General features: G+C 34.9%; 21 protein-coding genes and 1 CRISPR repeat array (1 of these 22 running past the window's edge). Of the genes, 19 read left to right on the forward strand and 2 right to left on the reverse strand.

Features of this window, described 5'->3' with window-relative positions:
- Window positions 1–2,065: a CRISPR direct-repeat array (repeat unit 36 nt; unit sequence GTTTTAGAGCTATGTTGTTTTGAATGGATATAAGAC); it begins 480 nt to the left of the window's first position.
- A 642-nt stretch (window positions 2,066–2,707) separates the two neighbouring features.
- The 13 genes from ACQV2P_RS00615 (at window position 2,708) to rplS (ending at window position 10,753) form a co-directional block, all read left to right on the forward strand.
- Window positions 2,708–3,007, forward strand: coding sequence for a DUF2089 family protein (locus ACQV2P_RS00615; protein ID WP_428894459.1), 300 nt, complete (start codon window positions 2,708–2,710; stop codon window positions 3,005–3,007).
- Between the two features lies 1 nt (window position 3,008).
- Window positions 3,009–3,326 carry a hypothetical protein gene (locus ACQV2P_RS00620; RefSeq protein WP_428892900.1) on the forward strand — a complete coding sequence of 106 codons (318 nt, stop codon included), beginning with the start codon at window positions 3,009–3,011 and terminating at the stop codon, window positions 3,324–3,326.
- Between the two features lie 326 nt (window positions 3,327–3,652).
- Window positions 3,653–4,006 carry a helix-turn-helix transcriptional regulator gene (locus tag ACQV2P_RS00625; RefSeq protein WP_428884931.1) on the forward strand — a complete coding sequence of 118 codons (354 nt, stop codon included), beginning with the start codon at window positions 3,653–3,655 and terminating at the stop codon, window positions 4,004–4,006.
- Between the two features lie 919 nt (window positions 4,007–4,925).
- A complete protein-coding gene (locus ACQV2P_RS00630; RefSeq protein ID WP_428873909.1) occupies window positions 4,926–5,243 on the forward strand; it encodes a DUF6442 family protein in 318 nt (105 codons plus the stop codon).
- A 2-nt stretch (window positions 5,244–5,245) separates the two neighbouring features.
- A complete protein-coding gene (locus ACQV2P_RS00635) occupies window positions 5,246–5,461 on the forward strand; it encodes a helix-turn-helix transcriptional regulator (protein WP_428873910.1) in 216 nt (71 codons plus the stop codon).
- Window positions 5,462–5,732: 271 nt separating this feature from the next.
- A complete protein-coding gene (locus tag ACQV2P_RS00640) occupies window positions 5,733–6,191 on the forward strand; it encodes an N-acetyltransferase family protein (protein WP_428875470.1) in 459 nt (152 codons plus the stop codon).
- A 191-nt stretch (window positions 6,192–6,382) separates the two neighbouring features.
- A complete protein-coding gene (gene ylxM / locus ACQV2P_RS00645) occupies window positions 6,383–6,709 on the forward strand; it encodes a YlxM family DNA-binding protein (protein ID WP_428873912.1) in 327 nt (108 codons plus the stop codon).
- 14 nt (window positions 6,710–6,723) lie between these two features.
- A complete protein-coding gene (ffh, locus tag ACQV2P_RS00650) occupies window positions 6,724–8,199 on the forward strand; it encodes a signal recognition particle protein (RefSeq protein WP_428873913.1) in 1,476 nt (491 codons plus the stop codon).
- A gap of 90 nt (window positions 8,200–8,289) precedes the next feature.
- Window positions 8,290–8,562, forward strand: coding sequence for a 30S ribosomal protein S16 (gene rpsP, locus ACQV2P_RS00655; RefSeq protein ID WP_428873914.1), 273 nt, complete (start codon window positions 8,290–8,292; stop codon window positions 8,560–8,562).
- Window positions 8,563–8,600: 38 nt separating this feature from the next.
- Window positions 8,601–8,867: a KH domain-containing protein gene (locus tag ACQV2P_RS00660; protein WP_428873915.1), complete on the forward strand. Its 267-nt coding sequence runs from the start codon at window positions 8,601–8,603 to the stop codon at window positions 8,865–8,867.
- Window positions 8,868–9,036: 169 nt separating this feature from the next.
- On the forward strand, window positions 9,037–9,561 hold the full coding sequence (rimM, locus tag ACQV2P_RS00665; protein ID WP_428873916.1) for a ribosome maturation factor RimM: 525 nt from the start codon (window positions 9,037–9,039) through the stop codon (window positions 9,559–9,561).
- On the forward strand, window positions 9,551–10,279 hold the full coding sequence (trmD, locus tag ACQV2P_RS00670) for a tRNA (guanosine(37)-N1)-methyltransferase TrmD (RefSeq protein ID WP_428873917.1): 729 nt from the start codon (window positions 9,551–9,553) through the stop codon (window positions 10,277–10,279). Before rimM ends, trmD begins: the two co-directional genes overlap by 11 nt.
- A 126-nt stretch (window positions 10,280–10,405) precedes the next feature.
- Window positions 10,406–10,753, forward strand: a complete 348-nt coding sequence (gene rplS / locus ACQV2P_RS00675) for a 50S ribosomal protein L19 (protein ID WP_428873918.1) — start codon at window positions 10,406–10,408, stop codon at window positions 10,751–10,753.
- Between the two features lie 148 nt (window positions 10,754–10,901).
- Here the strand turns inward: rplS and ACQV2P_RS00680 are convergent, their stop codons facing one another.
- Window positions 10,902–12,794, reverse strand: coding sequence for a fructose-1,6-bisphosphatase (locus ACQV2P_RS00680; protein ID WP_428873919.1), 1,893 nt, complete (start codon window positions 12,792–12,794; stop codon window positions 10,902–10,904).
- Between the two features lie 148 nt (window positions 12,795–12,942).
- Between ACQV2P_RS00680 and ACQV2P_RS00685 the strand changes: the two genes are divergently transcribed.
- Window positions 12,943–13,389 (forward strand): hypothetical protein, encoded by a 447-nt coding sequence (locus ACQV2P_RS00685; protein WP_428873920.1) that lies wholly within the window; start codon window positions 12,943–12,945, stop codon window positions 13,387–13,389.
- 15 nt (window positions 13,390–13,404) lie between these two features.
- Window positions 13,405–14,418: a YitT family protein gene (locus ACQV2P_RS00690; RefSeq protein ID WP_428873921.1), complete on the forward strand. Its 1,014-nt coding sequence runs from the start codon at window positions 13,405–13,407 to the stop codon at window positions 14,416–14,418.
- Between the two features lie 521 nt (window positions 14,419–14,939).
- Here the strand turns inward: ACQV2P_RS00690 and ACQV2P_RS00695 are convergent.
- On the reverse strand, window positions 14,940–15,758 hold the full coding sequence (locus ACQV2P_RS00695; RefSeq protein ID WP_428873922.1) for a Cof-type HAD-IIB family hydrolase: 819 nt from the start codon (window positions 15,756–15,758) through the stop codon (window positions 14,940–14,942).
- 126 nt (window positions 15,759–15,884) lie between these two features.
- Between ACQV2P_RS00695 and ACQV2P_RS00700 the strand changes: the two genes are divergently transcribed.
- The 4 genes from ACQV2P_RS00700 (at window position 15,885) to clpB (ending at window position 20,216) form a co-directional block, all read left to right on the forward strand.
- Window positions 15,885–16,223: a metal-sulfur cluster assembly factor gene (locus ACQV2P_RS00700; protein WP_428873923.1), complete on the forward strand. Its 339-nt coding sequence runs from the start codon at window positions 15,885–15,887 to the stop codon at window positions 16,221–16,223.
- Window positions 16,223–17,065, forward strand: a complete 843-nt coding sequence (locus ACQV2P_RS00705; protein WP_428894460.1) for a serine aminopeptidase domain-containing protein — start codon at window positions 16,223–16,225, stop codon at window positions 17,063–17,065. The genes ACQV2P_RS00700 and ACQV2P_RS00705 overlap by 1 nt, the downstream gene beginning before the upstream one ends.
- Window positions 17,066–17,081: 16 nt before the next feature.
- Window positions 17,082–17,447 (forward strand): hypothetical protein, encoded by a 366-nt coding sequence (locus ACQV2P_RS00710; RefSeq protein WP_428873925.1) that lies wholly within the window; start codon window positions 17,082–17,084, stop codon window positions 17,445–17,447.
- Window positions 17,448–17,603: 156 nt separating this feature from the next.
- The gene (clpB, locus tag ACQV2P_RS00715; RefSeq protein ID WP_428873926.1) at window positions 17,604–20,216 is read left to right on the forward strand and encodes an ATP-dependent chaperone ClpB; all 2,613 of its coding nucleotides are present in this window, start codon (window positions 17,604–17,606) and stop codon (window positions 20,214–20,216) included.
- Window positions 20,217–20,373 lie beyond the last annotated feature (157 nt).

Below are 20,373 nucleotides of genomic sequence, written 5' to 3' on the forward strand. Positions count from 1 at the left end.
TTTGAATGGATATAAGACCGTGCTGATTGCGAACGGTTAATCGTTAGTGTTTTAGAGCTATGTTGTTTTGAATGGATATAAGACACATTATTATATATGATAGAATTCTCTGATGTTTTAGAGCTATGTTGTTTTGAATGGATATAAGACATGACAGATTGCGCACTGTCCACGGCTTTAGTTTTAGAGCTATATTGTTTTGAATGGATATAAGACATAAACCGTTTTACTATAAGAGAAATAGCAGTTTTAGAGCTATGTTGTTTTGAATGGATATAAGACTTATATTGCAAAAGGTGGGTGGACAAAGGAGTTTTAGAGCTATGTTGTTTTGAATGGATATAAGACTACATTAATAGATGTTGAACTAATATTTGAGTTTTAGAGCTATGTTGTTTTGAATGGATATAAGACATGATTTTCTAAACAGATTTCCACTGCTTCGTTTTAGAGCTATGTTGTTTTGAATGGATATAAGACTATCACTTCCCTCGTCTTGATTATACTGTAGTTTTAGAGCTATGTTGTTTTGAATGGATATAAGACTATCGGGCCCGTATGGTGGAGATTGATGTCGTTTTAGAGCTATGTTGTTTTGAATGGATATAAGACCAATCGTATTATGAACCGTTTCACCTAAGAGTTTTAGAGCTATGTTGTTTTGAATGGATATAAGACTTTCGTAATATTCAAGAATTGTTTTAACATGTTTTAGAGCTATGTTGTTTTGAATGGATATAAGACTGATACCATGTTTCATCACGCCATTCTTGCGTTTTAGAGCTATGTTGTTTTGAATGGATATAAGACCATTGTTTTCGTTGAAGATGAAAATAAAACGTTTTAGAGCTATGTTGTTTTGAATGGATATAAGACTTCTTCTCCACCATGTTCTTTAACTTGAATGTTTTAGAGCTATGTTGTTTTGAATGGATATAAGACTGCTCAACCTTGCTGTAATCGAAAGAAATAGTTTTAGAGCTATGTTGTTTTGAATGGATATAAGACTAATAAGTTGTCGATAATATATCAGATTAAGTTTTAGAGCTATGTTGTTTTGAATGGATATAAGACTTGTAAATAATTTAGGTATAACGGTGGTGTGTTTTAGAGCTATGTTGTTTTGAATGGATATAAGACATTTAACAATGGCTTTATTAAAACAGTTTAGTTTTAGAGCTATGTTGTTTTGAATGGATATAAGACATCTTTCAACGTTGAGAGATTTAGGAAGTAGTTTTAGAGCTATGTTGTTTTGAATGGATATAAGACATTTAACAATGGCTTTATTAAAACAGTTTAGTTTTAGAGCTATGTTGTTTTGAATGGATATAAGACATCTTTCAACGTTGAGAGATTTAGGAAGTAGTTTTAGAGCTATGTTGTTTTGAATGGATATAAGACTTGTAAATAATTTAGGTATAACGGTGGTGTGTTTTAGAGCTATGTTGTTTTGAATGGATATAAGACATAAAATATCTGACATTATTCGAGACGCCAGTTTTAGAGCTATGTTGTTTTGAATGGATATAAGACTTATGCAGGCGAATGAAGAAACCAATGCAGGTTTTAGAGCTATGTTGTTTTGAATGGATATAAGACTTGGTGAATACACACAAAGATATTTAGAGTGTTTTAGAGCTATGTTGTTTTGAATGGATATAAGACTGTGTTTTTTACCTGCAATTTGTGAAATTTTGTTTTAGAGCTATGTTGTTTTGAATGGATATAAGACTTGGAGGTTATACAGGTGCACAATACCAAAGTTTTAGAGCTATGTTGTTTTGAATGGATATAAGACCTTGATAGGTATCTCTTACATACCATGTCCGTTTTAGAGCTATGTTGTTTTGAATGGATATAAGACATTTTTTTCGGTTCGTAGTAAGATATAGTCGTTTTAGAGCTATGTTGTTTTGAATGGATATAAGACTGATGCCGGTAAAGATATAACGATAGACTTGTTTTAGAGCTATGTTGTTTTGAATGGATATAAGACTCGAGTTCGAAGATAATGAAGAATTGCTAGGTTTTAGAGCTATGTTGTTTTGAATGGATATATGTCAATCTCTAATTAGTTAATTCTAAGTTAGGAATTTCAATTATCTTGTAAGGGGATAAGCTCTATTAAGGTTGTCTTCTTAACAATGGATAACGATCAATTATCTCATGCGATAAAATTTTATAACATAAGGGATAAATATGAATAAGACTATTAAAAGTGCTTTAAAGAAACTATTCTTTTTTGTTTTTGTTTTATATTTTTAGTGCCATGGTCAATGGTCTATCAATATATTTATTTGATACTACACTCGCAGAATATTTTGCTGAATTTTTTTCTCTAATCAGTTAGCAAAGAGCTATGAGTTAGTATGACTAGCTTTCTTAAATCAAATATAAAAAAAGGAGTAAGTTATGAAGTGTTATAACTTACTCTTTTTTAGCAATAATGAAGTTGTTTTTAAGAGAGGCCGATATAATAATTATCTCAGGCTAATAGTTAAACTTTATACTAAAATTAAAGCTAGCTTTTAGTTTAATTCCTAAATAGTAGTCTCACTAGAATCAATTGTTGAGTTAAGCTTCATTTTATCACTAAAAACAGTTTTTATATAAACCTAATTTAAATAATGTAAAAGTATAGGATAAAGATTGACTTTAATAATGTTAAATGATAACTTTAACTTAATTAAAGAAGGAGGGTGAAATGAAAATTAATATTATTCCTGAATGGATGTCAAATCTTGAAGAAGAAGATTTATCTTTTATCAAAAGATTTATATTAGCATCTGGCTCTTTAAAAGAAATCGCTAAACAATATGAGGTTACTTATCCGACAGTAAGACTAAGGTTAGATAGGCTTATCCAAAAAATTCAAATGAGCGATGATATTGCAAATGAACCTTATATCTCTTTAATTAAACGATTGGCTGTTAATGATAAGCTTGATTTTGAAACAGCTAAAATTTTGGTTTCAGAGTATAAAAAGATGAAAGGAGTTGAATGATATGAGAGCTGCTTTGATTATGTTTATTGTATATGGGGCATTAATTATTATCTTACAAATATTATTATCTAAACTTAAAAATAAATGGTTTGGCTTGATACTGCCCTCTTTAAGTTTTGTCTATTCTATGTCTTTATCACTTGTTTTAACCATCACCCCCCTGGAACAATCCGATAACATGAAAAGTTTAATGGATTTTGTATCAACACTCTTAGTAAACAATATACCTACCTTTATTCTATTAGCTATATATTTTGCTATGAGAAAGCAATTAAAAATTTCTTCCCAAATTGAAAAAATGAAAATTAGAGATTTATAATAGAATTATGTTAGAAATTATAAAAATAAAACTTTTAATTTAAATTTAAATAATCTTTTGCTTTTAGTCAGAAAATTATGAAAAATATTAAGAACTATAAAAGAGAACCATTCGAGTCTCTTTTAAATATGGAAATTCATTTTATTTGCTAAAAATAAATAGGACAGTTGAAAGTCTTAACAATTCATTTGAATGATATAAATTCAAAGCAATCCCTGATATAATCGCCATGCAAAGAATATTTGCCAAAATATGATCACTTGCAATTTCAAATTGCTAGGCCAAAACTCTGATAAAGCCTATCTTAAATTTAGGAGGTGAAGACGATGCTCAATGAGATCTTAAAGGAAAAGAGAAAAGAACTTAAACTTACTCAGCAGCAGGTTGCTGATTCGTTGAATGTCACACGACAAACATTGTCTAGTTGGGAAGTAGGAAAAAGCTTTCCTGATATTCCAACCTTGATTAAGATTAGTAATTTTTATCAAATATCTATAGATTATATGTTAAGAGGGGATGTTGATCTGATGAAAAAAGTTGAAAAAGATGCAAATGAATTGGAAAAATACCAAAAAATAACAGAGATTTTAAAAATGATCGTTTATGGGTTACTGATTGTTACTTTTTTCTATGGTGCCGGCTATGCAATTGGAAAAGGGTGGGGGCATTTTATGCCCTAAATCGTTTATTTCAATGAAGCAAGTTTATTTAAAGGTAATTAGTTAATCCTTAGTCATTCTATTTATAATCCTTAAAACAACTTTTTTCTAAATCTACTTTTAGACTTAGGAAGTAGTTGTTTTTTTGTTTTATTTGCCAAGAAAAAGTAAATTAAACAACTTAAGCTGTCAAACTGGCTGATTTATAAACTCTTTTAAAGATGACAGTCAATCTTGAAAGGGGGTAGTGTATCTGAATGGTACGTATATTATAGAGAGTAGGAAGTTGGCAGACTAAACAAGGAGAATTTTATGAAGAACACAAAAAGAAAACTGTTAGTGATCAGCTTATTGACGCCACTTGATATCACATTATTTCTACAAGCCCCAGAACATTTAGTTAAGAAAATGTTATGACCTGTCTTAATAGGAATAATCTATTTCCCTCGACTTGCGAACTGTCTAGTCCATATTAACTGAAAAATGATGAGTCTTTTCATACTCATCTTACCTCTTAACGCTATCCTTGTTGTAATGCCTTTGTCTTCAGCCTTTGCTTATTTAGGCGAAATTTTGGCTTATCGTTTGTATAAAGAACTAATGATTAAAAGTAGTCACCTTGATCAAATTCAATACCCATTTTAATTTCTGAGTGATCTTCGATCTAATTCTTAAAATCAACTGAACAGCTGAATCAATTGACCGTTAAGGATAGAGCTAGTTCTAACTCTGTTCTTTTGTTTTTGTTTGAAAGCCCTACTAAGGCTATAGGGTTATGGTTAGAATACTAGGCGATATGGATAGAATTTTGCAATCTACCACATAAAAGACAGGAATGTGAAAACACAAAAGCAATTAAACTTTACATGGCGACAACAATACTTTACATATTTCTTTTGGAATGTTATTATTTAGATAATAGTCAAAGGAGGGGCAAACTATGGAAAAAGAGGATGTTTTAAAAAAAGCACAGCGAGCACAAAAAGACGAAAGGGACGAAGCAATAAATACGAAAGCTTTTCAAATTGGGTGGGTAGGAGTATCGGTTGTAATGTTACTTCTTATTGTTTTGAGGGTTATCTTTAATGAATCAGCCATAGACATTATGATAATCTTAATGGCTCAAGTAGCTGCGGCTTCATTTTATCAGTATTCTAAAATGCCAGATAAAAAGCTCTATTTGGTAAGTGGGATCATAGCTATATTAGCTATTATATTAGGCTTTGCCTCATTATTAAGTAGTTACGGAGTTTTTTAAATATGGGAAAAAAAGAAGAATTAGTTTTACTAAATCGCTTAAAAGTTGCTAGAGCAGAGAAAAGTTTGACTCAGGAAGAATTAGCCAAATTAGTGGGGGCTTCTCGACAAACTATTAGTGCTATCGAAAAAGGACAATTTAATCCATCCGCAAGATTAGCGCTTATTATTTGCATTGCTTTAGATAAAAAATTTGAAGAGTTATTTTACTTTGGCTAATTTAAGTAGGTGTTGATCTTCGGTGTACTTCTTAAAACAGACTGAATAGTTGAATAAATGGAATCTTAAAGAATGGAGTTCGTTTTTTGCTCTATTCTTTTTATTTTATCTTTATTTTTACTGTTTAACAAAGACTATTCTGTTAAGCTTAAGCTATCAGATGAAGTCTTGATTGAATCTAGTTTATGGACAACAGTCTTAAGGACAGATAGTTTTTAATAAAATAGAGAGATGATTCAGCATAGTATATTTATAGATTAAGGGGAGAAAAATGGAAATCAAAGAACTTTCAAAAGAAAACGTAGAAGAGTTTATCATTTATTTGAACAAAGCATTGGCAATAGAACCGGATAGGATGACAACGGATGATATAGATGAAGAAGCGATAATTAAAGTGGTTTCCAATCAACCCAACGAACTAAGTCGTTCTTTATTAGCTTATGAGGACCATCAGATTGTGGGTAGGTTGGAGTTTCATTCTTATCTTTGCATTCAAGATTCTTATAGGATGGCCTATGTCAATTGGGTCTATACACTGCCAGACTATCGACACAGGGGAGTGGCTCAGTCATTATTTAAAGCATTTGAGAATATTTGCTTACAAGAAGAAATAAATCAGTACTTTTTAATCCAGGCAGAGAATCAAGCGGCGAGCCGTTTTTATAAGGCCTTTGAACATGGAACATCTAGTAAAGAAATAATTTTAAGAAAGACATTATCTAAGTTTTAGAAAGCCAAAGCAACTTATAGAAGACATCTTTTTCTTTAATCCCAGCTTTTCACTTATCGATTTGTGAGACGGCTGAAATCATGCTAAAATAGGAGGAGTAAATTTATTTAAAAGTCGTGATTGAATGTTAAGTATTTTTTTAAATACTGTTACTTATTCTAGCTAGTTATTAATCAATAGGGGAGCTTAAGATGTCACTTGAAAAAACAATCTATCTCAATCAATTACTTTCCTACTATGGTTCTCTCCTAACGGATCGTCAATTATCCATGATGCAATCTTATTACGAAGAAGATTTATCATTATCGGAGATCGCAGACTATTATGAGATTAGTCGCCAGGCTGTACATGATATTCTAAAACGTTCAGAAAAATTATTAGAAAGCTATGAGGAAAAGTTACGTATTTTAGCCAAAAGCAATGACCGACTGAAACATTTAAAAGAAATTCGCTCAATGGTGGCAGATCAAGATGACATATTAGAAAAAATTGACTATTTAATTCAATTAGAAAGCTAAAAAGGAGCAATATTATGGCATTTGAAGCATTATCCGAACGATTACAGAATTCCATTTCATTTGTCGGTAAAGGGGAAAAAATTACCGAAGCCGACCTTAAACAAATGATGCGTGAGATCCGACTTGCTTTACTGGAAGCGGACGTTAACTTCAAGGTAGTGAAGACTTTTGTAAAGAAAGTAAATGAGAGAGCCCTCGGATCAGAAGTCCTAGACTCACTGTCACCGGCTCAACAAGTGGTTAAAATTGTTAACGAAGAATTAACCGAATTAATGGGGGGCGAGCATACCCCGATTAATATCTCTAAACAACCACCAACCGTAATTATGATGGCTGGTTTGCAAGGGGCTGGTAAAACAACTACGGTGGGTAAATTGGCGAAACATTTAAAAGAGCAAGGTTTAAAGAAACCCTTGCTAGTTGCTGGAGACGTTTATCGTCCAGCAGCCATTGACCAACTCCAAACGATTGGTCGACAACTTGGTTTTGATGTTTTCAGTCAAGGAACGCAAGCAAATCCGGTCGAGATTGCTAGAGAAGCTCTTCAACAGGCGCGTTTAAATGGTAACGAAGTGGTCTTAATCGATACGGCGGGTCGTCTTCACGTAAATGAAGAATTAATGGAAGAGCTGCGTCAGATTAAAGCAGCTGTTCAGCCCGATGAAATCCTCTTAACCGTCGATGCTATGACCGGTCAAGATGCTGTAAACGTAGCAGCGGCCTTTAACGACTCGCTAGATATTACCGGTGTTGTTATTACCAAATTAGATGGTGATACACGAGGAGGAGCCGCGCTTTCTATTCGTGCCATTATCGACAAACCGATAAAATATACCGGGCAAGGTGAGCAATTAAGTGCACTTGAGCCTTTCCATCCGGATCGTATGGCAGGACGAATTCTTGGTATGGGGGACATGATGACCCTTATTGAGAAGGCTCAACAAGATTTTGATGAAGAACAAGCAGCTAAGATGGCTGATAAAATTAAAGATGCTTCCTTTGATTTTAATGATTTTATTGATCAAATGGATCAAGTTCGTAAAATGGGGCCTATTAAAGACCTACTTAAGATGATCCCTGGTATGAATAAAATTCCTGGTCTGGAAGATTTTAATATCGATGATAAAGAGATGAATCGAGTCAAAGCAGTGGTTCAATCCATGACTCCTTATGAAAGAACCAATCCAGATGTCATTTCCCAAAGTCGTCGACGCAGGATTGCGGCTGGCTGTGGTCAATCCTTACAACAAGTTAATCAATTAATTAAGCAATTCAACCAATCGCGTGAAATGATGAGTCAAATGTCCAATGGTAAAATGGGGGGCATGAACAAAATGATGAATCAATTGCAACAAGGAGGACAAAAGGGTGGAATGCCAAATATGGGCATACCTTCTTTGGGTAAAATACAATCGCCAGAGCAGATTCAAAAAGAGCAAGAACAAAAGAAAATTGCCCGTCTGTTGAAGAAAAAACGCAAGCGTAAATAAATTTTTAGTCTGTAAAGGAAAAACCCTTTACAGATTGTTTTTTTTCTGTTATTATTCATAACTGTGATAGAACTTATGGAGGTGAAATACATGGCAGTTAAAATTCGTTTAAAGCGTTCAGGAGCTAAGAAGCGTCCTTTCTACCGTATCGTGGTAGCAGATGCACGTTCTCCACGTGACGGTCGTATTATCGAAAAAATCGGTACTTACAATCCTGTTTCAGAACCAAGAGAATTAGTAATTGATGAAGAGAAGGCTTTAGAATGGTTAGCAAATGGGGCACAACCCTCAGATACCGTTCGTAACCTTTTATCCAGTCAAGGAATTATGCAAAAATTCCACGAATCTAAATTAAGCAAATAGCCTAATCAATAGCGTCAAAAGATAAGGATGTGCTCTCAATGACAGAAAAAATTGAACGTTTAATTCAAACTATTGTGGAACCTTTAATAGACCACCCAGAGGAGTTTCAAATTGAACTTCATGATACTGAAGAATTTATGGAGTATCATTTAATCTTACATCCTGATGATGTAGGACGAATTATTGGTAGAAAAGGCCGTGTCATTCGAGCAATTCGAACAATTGTTTACAGTGTTCGTCTACGTGATCAAAAACGCTCACGTATCGTCATTGCTGATGACCTCAATGATAATGAAGAAGAGTAAAATAATAGGGTAACTTATTATTTATTCCATCTTAAGGCACTAAACTGAGTCTAACTTAAGTTAGTGTCTTTTTGTATGTGCCCTGAGTAAACTCGTACTCAAAACTTTAGACAAAGAACACAACTTTTTATACCCTTAACTTACAAATGAATTTACAGGAGGAACACATATGGAATATTATCAAGTTGCAAGGATTGTCAATACCTTTGGTATTAAAGGGCAATTAAAATTATTGATGGACACCGACTTCATAGAGGAACGTTTTGCTAAAGAGAATCGTTTATTTGTAATGAAAGACGGAAAAAGTATCCAGCAAGTGACTGTTGAATCCTTCCAAGAACATAAGGGTTCTTATCTTGTGAAATTCAAAGAGTTTAGTAATATTAATCAAGTTGAAAGCTTTAAAGGGCTAACTTTAGCTATTCCTGCTGATGACCAGCAAGAACTAGAAGAAGGGGCTTATTATCACCACCAAATTATTGGTTTAAGTGTATATACAAATCAAGGTGAAAAATTAGGAAAGATTAAAGAAATCATGGCCTTAGGTTCTAATGATGTTTGGGTGGTTAAAGCTGAAAAAGCTAAACAAAAAGATATCTTACTTCCTTTTATTGATGATGTTGTTAAAGAAGTGGATTTAGCTCAAGGAAAAGTAACGGTGGAGTTAATGGAGGGACTTGTTGATGAAGGTTAAAGTATTAACGCTTTTTCCGCAAATGTTTGCCCCTATGCAGGAGTCATTAATGAAGGCTGCTCAAGATAAGGGGATTCTTGAGTTTTCCACCCTTGATTTTCGCCAATTTGCCGTTAATAAGCACGGTCATGTCGATGATTATCCCTATGGTGGTGGAGCAGGTATGTTGTTGCGTCCTGAACCGATAGTGGAGTGTTTAGAAAGTCTCGACTTAGATTCAAAGACACCGATTATCTTGGTGGATCCTACTGGCGAACCCTTTACGCAAACTATGGCGCAAGAGTGGTCGACAAAAGATGAGTTGGTTTTTATTTGCGGCCATTATGAAGGCTTTGATGAACGGATCCGTTCTTATGTCTCTCAAGAAGTTTCCTTAGGTGATTATGTTTTAACCAACGGGGAGTTACCGACTATGGTGATGATTGATGCGACAGTAAGGTTAATACCGGAAGTTGTCGGGAATGCTGAATCCATTGTCAGTGAGTCTTTTCAAGATCATTTGTTAGAATACCCTCAATATACAAGACCGCAAAATTTTCGCGGAATGGAAGTGCCAGAGGTTTTATTGAGTGGTCATCATGAGCGAATTGACCAATGGCGTCAAAAAGAAAGTTTGAGAAAAACAGTTGAAAGAAGACCCGATATGTTAAAAAAACGTAGCTTAAGTAAGCAAGAAGAGCAGTGGCTAGAAGAATTTAAAAATTTGGCTCAAAATTAAGCAATTGAGCCTTTACAAGTGTTTTATTTCTTGTATAATTGTTTAAGTGGTCTATTGACCCGAATTAACGATATTCCGCTAAATAGAAAGACTATTTAAGAATATTTGTTGGAAGGAGAAATGAAAATGAGTAATTTAATCGATAAAATTACCCAAACTCAATTACGTGATGATGTTCCTGATTTCCGTCCTGGAGATAATGTTCGTGTTCATGCCCTGATCGTTGAAGGTGAACGTGAGCGTATTCAAATCTTTGAAGGCTTAGTAATTAAGCGTCGTGGTGTTGGAATCAGTGAAACATATACTGTTCGTAAAATTTCTAATGGAGTAGGTGTTGAACGTACATTCCCTGTACATTCACCACGTGTCGCTAAATTAGAAGTAACACGTAAAGGTAGAGTACGTCGTGCTAAGTTATACTACATCCGTTCATTGTCTGGAAAAGCAGCACGTATCAGAGAACGCGGACGTTAGAAAAGACCCAGAAAGCCTATTCTGTAGGCTTTCTTTTTTTGTTAGGAAAATTTTTTTCATTTAAAATAAACATGAGGAGACTCCCAAAAGTTAGCGTTTAAAACGTTCTTTTGAGGGTCTCCTCTCTACATTTAAATGAGAAACTATTTTATTGTTCAAAGATATCCGAGCGATATGTAGGTAAGTTCTTCTTTAATTCATTAGCTTGCCGAGTCAAGCTTAATCCAATATCAGTATCGGCAACATAATAACGTTTTGGTTTTTCAGTCACTACATATTTCTTTGGTAGGATATCAAAGCGTGAGGCAATAGCATCTTCTCTGGTTGTAAATGGCTGGTGAGCACAGATATAAATTTCAAATGAATTATCTACTAGGGTATAGCCGGCAATGCCGGTTACTTTTTGATAAGGTTTTGCCAAGCCACCATCGATGACTAACATTTTTCCATTGGCTTTAACCGGTTTTTCACCTGCAACAGCTTTAACAGGTGTGTGTCCGTTAATAATATAGCCGGTCGGTTCTAAATCAAACTCTGCCAGCATTTTTAGGCAAAAATCTTCATCATTCCTTAACTCATAATATGGATTTTGAATTTCTTTATGGGTTGTTTTATCTTCAAGGAAGTAACGTTCAAATGTTTTCATGGCATGTTTACCAAAGAGTGTAGAAACAGGACCACACCATAAATACCATACTAAATCGGTATCAAAATCATCCATAGAGTTCTTATCTAGAAAAGTTCGTGTAATCGATTCGCCAAACTTTTCCATCAAACTGCGTCCACTATATTCTTTACCATCTAGGGTGACTTTCATAAATTCACCGTCTTGATGAGTGGGGATACAGCCGTGGAAAAGTAAGTTGCCATTGTAGCACTTATACATGGTTCCCTTTGAGACTAAAAAGTTAATATGACGTTGTAACTTTTCAGAATTTTGGAATTGATGCAATAAGTCCAAGAGTACTAATTCCTCGCCTAAAGTCAGTTCAAAGGGTTCTGCAGAATCGACCCTTTGGAAGCAACCGTTCTTAATTGGGTATTCAACGCCCTCAACCACGACACTTTGACGGTCAGCGGATAATTTATCCAGTAAGAGTCTTTCTTCCATATTGAATTCAGGACGCCGTTGGATAATTTGACTTTCAACTTTGAATTGCATAATCGAAATAGCTTGATGCATGAGTGTGATTTCATCAATTTCCTCTTGGCTTAATTCGGAATTATCTCCGCGAGGGTGAAAGGCTGGATTGTCTTGGTAATAGCGATGGCCATATTTGGCTAAGCGACTTAAGTCAATTCCATAATCTTTCAAGAGTTGACTATGACCATAGCGCAGCTGGATACGGATAACATTGGTCAAACAAGCTAATGATCCTGAATAGGCACCAATCCAGATAATATCATGGTTACCTAATTGAATATCAAGCGAAGGAATTTCCATTAGGCGGTCTACGATTTTATCCGGATTTGGTCCTCGATCGTAGATGTCTCCTAATACATGGAGGTGGTCAACCACAAAACGTTGAATTAACTGAGCTAAAGCCATGGCAAAGTGGTCAGCAAGATTGAGGTCAATAACGGTGTTAAAAATAGTGTGGTAGTAGCGTGACTTATTATCTTTTTCGTCATATTGATAAATAAGTTCTTCTAGAATATAGGCATAGGATTTTGGTAGAGCTTTTCTTACCTTGGAACGGGTATACTTACTAGAAACATGGCGCGTAATTTGAACTAATTGATCTAGGAGTGTCATCCATTCATCTTTTGTTTTTTTGGCATTTAATATCAAGTCTTCTGGGTAATAAATATTGAAACACAATTCTAACCTTTCATCTTTAGTTAGAGTATCATGAAAAAGGTCATCGACCTTAATTGAAATAACACCTGAGCAGTTCCGTAGCAAATGATCAAAGGCTTCGAATTCACCATGTAAATCGGAAATAAAATGTTCGGTTGCTTTAGGTAACTGCTTAATAGCCTCAAGATTTATAATTTCGATTAAATCTTCAACAGTTTGAGCTTTTTCTAATCTATCCATTTCCTACCTCTTTTCAAATAATATAAATTTTTTATGATTCTATCTATAAGCTATGCAATTTAATTGTGAAAGTCAATCCTTTGTTTCAAAGTCAAACTTTGATATACTTAAATTCGATTACACTTATTGTGAGGAAAGAGGGAAATTAATGTCAGAATTTAAAGAAAGATTTGATGCTTTACTAAAAGAAAAGAAATTACCTGCTAATTACCAAGAAATTCAAGACGGAAACCACCTATATCGTTTTCAATTTAAGGTGAGTAAAGAGCGTAGACTTGTTGTAGAAGTGATTATTCAAAATGCTAAAGGCGCTCATTTAGATGCTCAGATTATTTACCGTCATGTTCATTTATTAAAAGATTATAATCAGCGCCCTGAAGCATTAGAAGCAATCAATGAATTAAACGAAGCTAAAACAGGTTATTATAACCTTTATTTGGCAGGAGATGGTGAAATTTACCTGCGTAACCTACTAAGAGCCACTCAAGACCCTACTTTAATTTATGAAGTATTGGTAATGGGTTCTAGTATTGCGCGTGCATTACTTGTTGAATTGGAAAAGAAATTAGGCGAATCTGCTAATCCAATGATTTAATGGAGGAAAAATAAATTGATCATTGAATATATACAACAAAGACCTTGGCTAAACTTTTTATTTGAACTGACGGTGGCCTTAACAGCTGCCTTATGTATAGGTATTGGCTTAAAACTCTTTTTAATGCCTGGAAATATTTTCTCATCAGGTACTTCTGGTTTAGCACAAATTTTAAACTACTTTGCAGTGAATATCCCAGTTATAGGTCCTTATATGACAGTAGGGAATATCTATTTTCTATTTAATATTCCGATTATTATTCTTTCATGGGTGAAATTAGGAAAGCAGTTTACTATTTGGACCTTAATTGTTGTTTTTGTATCTTCCTTAGCAACTAATATGATTCCTTTAACAGTCATTTCTTCTAATCCGTTGCTTAATGCGATTATAGGTGGAGTGATTTGTGGCATTGGTTCTGGGATAACTATTAAATATGGTATGTCATGTGGTGGTTTAGATATTATTACTTTGGTAATTTCTCGTGCTACTGATATGAATGTGGCATTCATTGGTTTTGCCATCAACTCATTAATTATTTTAGCTTCTGGCTTATTATATGATTGGGAATTTGCCCTTTATACCTTGATCTCCATTTATGCCTTAGCTAAAACAATTGATGCCATTCATACCAATGAGCAACGCCTTACAGCTTTAGTAGTGACTAATAATACGGATGAAGTAGTCAACGCTATTTATAAGTCAATTGTTCGAGGAGTAACTATTCTTGAAGGACAAGGTGGCTACTCGCGTGATAAACGAGATGTCTTAATGGTTGTTTTAAACCGCTATGAAATGTTCCCCTTAGAGCAAGCCATTCGACAAACAGACCCTAAAGCTTTTATTAACTTTATTCGTTCGAATAAAGTGGTAGGTCATTTCTTTAGTAGAGACCAACAAAAGGCTATGAGGAAACAAGTTCAAGTAGACAGACCATTAGAAGAGGAATCCGAAGACTTTAGCTTTTTCAACCTGCCGATGGAATTTGATCAATTATATGATGGAATCGAGCATGAGGATGACGATTTCTAAACAAAGTAAAAGAGCAAGGGATATAGTGACCCCAAGAAGTTGGACCATGAAATCCAACTTTAGGGAGTCAGTACATTCTTCCTTTGCTCTTTTTTAGTTTCTGATTACTTTTGCTAAAAGGATGGTTTACTTTATTCCTATTAACGCCTAGGAGCGAGATACGTGCAATTTAAGCATTTGGATCACCTTAACCTTTCTTTTTAGTTTGAGTTAATGACAATCCCAACACTCCTTTCACAAATTAGTCTCTGCACTTACTTGACATAAAATAAAATACCCCCACCAAAAATTGGTTAGGGGATATGTGAGTTGATTATTTTAATTGAGAAGTTACCTCCAAGAAATGCAGGCTGAGTGGAAGAGTTTCTATTCAGAAAGAGTGATTGAATGCAGCTTCTGAATTTTTTCAAACTGAAAAGTTGCTTCAACATCATAACGCCTCCTTCAATAAGCAAGATTAGAATTTTCTCTTCAAATAAATTATATCAAAGTGAAGTCAGAAATAAAGTAATAACTTATTATTAGTTAAAAGAAAGATTAAAATAATCGATAAGATAATGAGCCAGACCATCTTGATCATTGGAATGCTCAGTAATATCGTTAGCAATATCTTTGAGGGGTTGGATGGCATTACTCATTGCCACGCCATGACCTGCAAATTCAATCATCTCCAAGTCGTTATCTTCATCACCGAAGGCTAGAATATTTTGACGAGGAATATGATAGAAGTCAGCAATGGTTTTAACACCCACTGCCTTGTGTAAATTTTTACTAACCACTTCTAAAACGGGTATTTCACCCCCCCAAGTTCGCACAGAAACTTGATTTGGATAGCTAGCCATGATTTTCTTTTGAATAGGTATTTGGTCTGCTTCCGAAGTGAAAAGGGTTACAGCAATCGGATTATGAATGAGAGTTTGTCGAGAAAGTTTTTGATAGCTTGCGTCTTCGGCTGGATAATAGGGTGACTCAGGAAGATTCATTGAGGAAGTATAAAGACGTTCCTTACCTTCGGCACAAACTAGCTGAATGCCTAATTCATCTTGCCGGTTAAATAAATCAAAGACTATTTCACGATCTAACTCATGGTAGTAACTTGCTAGCCACTCAGGTCGGTCAGGGAAGTGACAATAGGCACCGTTAAAATTAACCATAGGTGTAACGAGGTTTAAGACTTGATAAATTTCTTTACTAGTCCGATAAGGTCTTCCAGTAACGATACAAACTAAATGACCCATGTGATCTAATTTTTGCAATGTTTGAATCGTTAAAGGAGTAAGTTTGGATTGATTGTTTAGAGTAGTGCCATCTAAATCAATGGCAATCATATGTTGGCTCATTAATTCGCCTCCTTTAGAGATTGCTTCGATTATAGCAAAGATGAAAGCTTAAGGGCAACTATTCATGATTATTGGCTAAAAGCTTGAATTGATGTAGAATGAAAACAAAGAAAGTGAGGCGTTTGAATGGATTTAGAAAAAATGCGCGACACAAAAAGTTTAAATGATGAAGAACGTATGATTGTGGATCGTTTATCGAATGTGATTGACCCTGAATTAGGGGTCGATTTAATTAATTTAGGTTTGATTTATCGAGCCGATTTAACTGAAGAGGGGATTTTAAAGATTTTATTAACTCTAACTACTCCAATGTGCCCAATGGCAGATGTTATTGTGGATGAATTAAATGGAACTTTCGAAGATGTTCCTCAAGTTAATAATGTTGAAGTTACTATTACTTTTGATCCACCCTGGTCTTTAGATAAATTATCACGCTATGCCAAGATAGCTTTAGGAGTGATGTAATGGATGTCATGGTTTCTGATTTTGTGATTGAAGATGGGCCATTTGGCCCTCTTCCAGGACGGACTCTATCTCCTAGTGAGCAAGTGAATCAGCCCTTACCACTTGTTTTTTTCTATCATGGGTGGACCAACTCAGCTGGTGAACATTTACATTATGGTATGGAAATTGCCCGACAAGGCTTTCGAGTAGTCATGCCAGATGCCTATTTACATGGGAAAAGAGGGGATAGAAAGTCGCTAGAATTGCAAGGTTTTTTAATGGCTCTTCGAGCTAATATAGAAGAATTTCCATTATTATTCGACCATTTTAAATCGACGACTAAGGATAATTTTGTGGCAGTTTCGGGAATGTCAATGGGAGCAATGACCACTTTACTTTTACTCAGTAGACACCCATTTCTTTCAGCAGCCGTTTCCTTAATGGGGAGTGCGCACATTTCTAAGTTGATTGATCAAAATGTTATTAATAACCAGTCATCATCTAATCAAAGTCTAACGAATAATCAACTTTTAAAAGAAACACATAAAGAATTTGCCATTATTTATCAGTCAGATTTAAGTAAGCAAGCCGAAAAGATAGCCAATCGCCCTTTATATATTTGGCATGGCGAAAATGATCCGCTTGTTCCTTATCAAGATACGGTAGAATTTGTGGAATCCATCATCGATCAACCCTATAGTCAAAATACATACTTCAACCACGAACCTGCTTATCATCGGGTTCCATTTAAAGAAATTGTTAAGATGGCCAGCTTTTTAAAGGCAGCTTCTCTTAAAGAGTCCGATCAGATATGGGAGTACGTAGAAAAGCTATCTTTAGAAAGAAAAGATTTTTTTGAATAATAAGAAAGGTGATTGCTTGCAAAAAACTAAACAATGGTTAGACCATCGGGTGGATTTAAGTTCTTATATTGAAAAAGTTAGCCAAGACCAAATCAATCAATTGGTTTTCAAACTGATTCTTCTTTTACCCTCCTCAATGATCGCCACAGATATTCGTAGTGGCTTTCCGCTCTTAATCAGTATCGAAAGGAATCGAATTAAGGATATAGTCTTACAACGAATCTCTCTATTAATTGAAGAATATGCACTTGACCTCTCAGACTGGCATCAATTAAATTTTATAATTGATCAGAGTCAAAAGACTATTAAGAAATATTATCAGGATCATTCATTGATTGATTTAGATTCTATACAAGTGGAAATTAATTACTTTTTAAAATAATTTAAGTAATTTAGTAGAAGTTTATTTTTTCTAAAAATTTTGCCCCAACCTATTGACCATTCCTGACCAATAGGTTATACTCAATTTAAGCTCTTTGAGAGAGCTTTTAATATAGATTAAATAATTTGACCAATTCTGACCTTAAGGAGTGAGAATATGATAGAAAAAATGACAACCACTTTGCAAAGCGCCATAGCTGAAGCGCAACAAATTGCTATTAGAAGACAGCATCAAGAGATTGATATCCCGCATTTATGGCGTATATTTATTCAAGCAGACCATTATGCTGCAAAATTATATGAAGATATAGGTGTTGATCGGTCGGCTTTTCAAGCAGTGATTGAAGGAGAAATTGATCAATTACCTCAAGTTGCCGGTCAAAATATTCAATATGGCCAACACTTTAGTCAAAGATTTACTCAGTTATTGAATGACGCCAGTCAAATAGCAAAGAAATATAAGGATGAATACTTAGCCACTGAAGTGATTCTACTAGCTTTATATAAGCAAAAAAATAATCCTTTGACCAAATGGTTAAACCAAAAGGCTATTAATGAGTCCCTACTAAGAGAAAGAATTGAGAAATTAAGAGGGGGAGATCGTGTGACATCACAAAACCAAGAAGAGACTTATGAGTCTCTAGATAAATATGCAACGAATCTTAATGATGCGGTTAAAAATAATAAGCTGGATCCAGTAATCGGTCGTGATGAAGAAATTCGTGATGTTATCAGAATTTTATCTAGAAAAACCAAGAACAATCCGATTCTAATTGGTGAGCCAGGTGTAGGTAAAACAGCCATTATCGAAGGATTGGCCCATCGAATTGTTCGCAAAGATGTTCCCGAAAACTTAAAAGATAAGGAACTTTATTCCTTAGATATGGGCTCCTTAATAGCAGGAGCAAAATATCGTGGAGAATTTGAGGAACGTTTAAAAGCCGTTCTTAAAGAGGTAAAAGAATCCGAAGGGAGAATTTTACTCTTCATTGATGAGATTCATACCATTGTTGGTGCAGGTAAGACAGAAGGATCGATGGACGCTGGTAATTTGTTAAAACCGATGCTAGCAAGGGGAGAATTGCACTGTATTGGTGCGACAACCTTAGACGAGTATCGTGAAAACATTGAAAAAGATAAGGCCTTAGAACGTCGATTCCAGCGCGTTTTAGTCCAAGAACCAACAGTTGAAGATACTATTTCTATCCTAAGAGGTCTAAAGGAACGTTACGAGATTCACCATGGGGTCAATATCCATGATAATGCCTTAGTGGCCGCTGCAACCTTATCACATCGATATATTACCGATCGTTTCTTACCAGATAAGGCAATTGACTTAGTTGACGAGGCATCTGCTACTATTCGCGTAGAAATGAATTCTATGCCAACTGAAATGGATGCTGTCAACCGACGGTTAATGCAATTAGAAATTGAAGAGGCTGCCTTGAAAAAAGAATCTGATGAGGCTTCTAAGAAACGTTTAGAAAATCTTCAAGAAGAATTGGCTGATTTAAGAGAAGAAGCCAATCAACTGAAAATGCGTTGGGAAGTAGAAAAAGAAGCTTCTAACGCTTTAAGAGATAAGCGAGAAGCCTTAGATAATGCGCGTAGACAGTTAGAAGAAGCTCAGAGTAATTATGATCTTGAAGCAGCGGCTCGCTTACAGCATGGCGAAATTCCGCATTTAGAGCAAGAATTAAAAGAGTTAGAGGCTAAAGCAGAAGAAACTTTACAGTCTGATACTGAACGGTTAACTCAAGAACGTGTGACTGACGTTGAAATAGCCAAAGTAGTTGAAAGATTAACTGGTATTCCAGTCAGTCGCTTAGTTGAAGGAGAAAGAACCAAGTTAATGCACTTGGATCAAACGCTTCATCAAAGAGTGATGGGGCAAGATGAAGCGGTAGAAAAAGTAACACAAGCCATCCTAAGATCAAGAGCTGGTTTGCAAGATCCACGTAAACCAATTGGTTCCTTCCTCTTCCTAGGTCCAACCGGTGTTGGTAAAACAGAATTAGCCAAGTCCTTGGCCGAAGTCTTATTCGATGATGAAAACCACATGGTTCGAATCGATATGTCTGAGTACATGGAGAAGCATTCCGTTTCTCGTTTAGTTGGGGCCCCTCCAGGTTATATTGGTTATGAAGAAGGTGGCCAATTAACAGAAGCTGTAAGACGTAGTCCATATTCCATTGTCTTATTAGACGAGATTGAAAAAGCTCACCCAGATGTTTTTAATATTCTTTTACAAGTTTTAGATGATGGCCGTCTGACTGATTCTAAAGGTCGTGTTGTAGATTTCAAAAACACTGTTTTAATCATGACTTCTAATATTGCTTCTCATTTATTATTAGAAGGAGTGAGTGATAAGGGAGAAATTCTAGCTGAAGTAGAAACACAAGTAAATCAAGCCTTAAGCAACCACTTTAAACCTGAATTTCTCAACCGAATTGATGATGTCGTTCTCTTTAAACCTTTAACTCGAGCAGATTTACAAGGTGTAGTAGAGAAATTCTTAAAAGATTTACGTCATCGTTTGGCTTATCAAGAAATTGAACTCCAATTAACCTCAGAAGCCATCAATTGGCTAGCGGATAAAGGTTATGATCCGATTTATGGAGCCCGTCCTTTATTACGTTTTATTACTAAAGAATTGGAAAATCCATTAGCTAAAGCGATTATAGCGGGTGATATTCTGCCAAACTCACTTGTAAAAGTGGATTTAGCTAATGATCATTTGCAATTTGAAGGGTTAGCATCCGGTAATTAATTGCCAAATCTTCTAATTAAATCTTTTACTATAAGTTAAGGTCTTGATTGATTATCAGGGCCTTTTTTACAATTAAACTAGTGAAAACATACCTTCTAAATGGTGTAAAAAGGACTAAAAGATGCTAGAATAGAATGCATGAGAAAGGGGAATGCTT

The sequence above is a fragment of the Facklamia sp. P12932 genome (assembly GCF_050409545.1).
GTDB lineage: Bacteria > Bacillota > Bacilli > Lactobacillales > Aerococcaceae > Facklamia.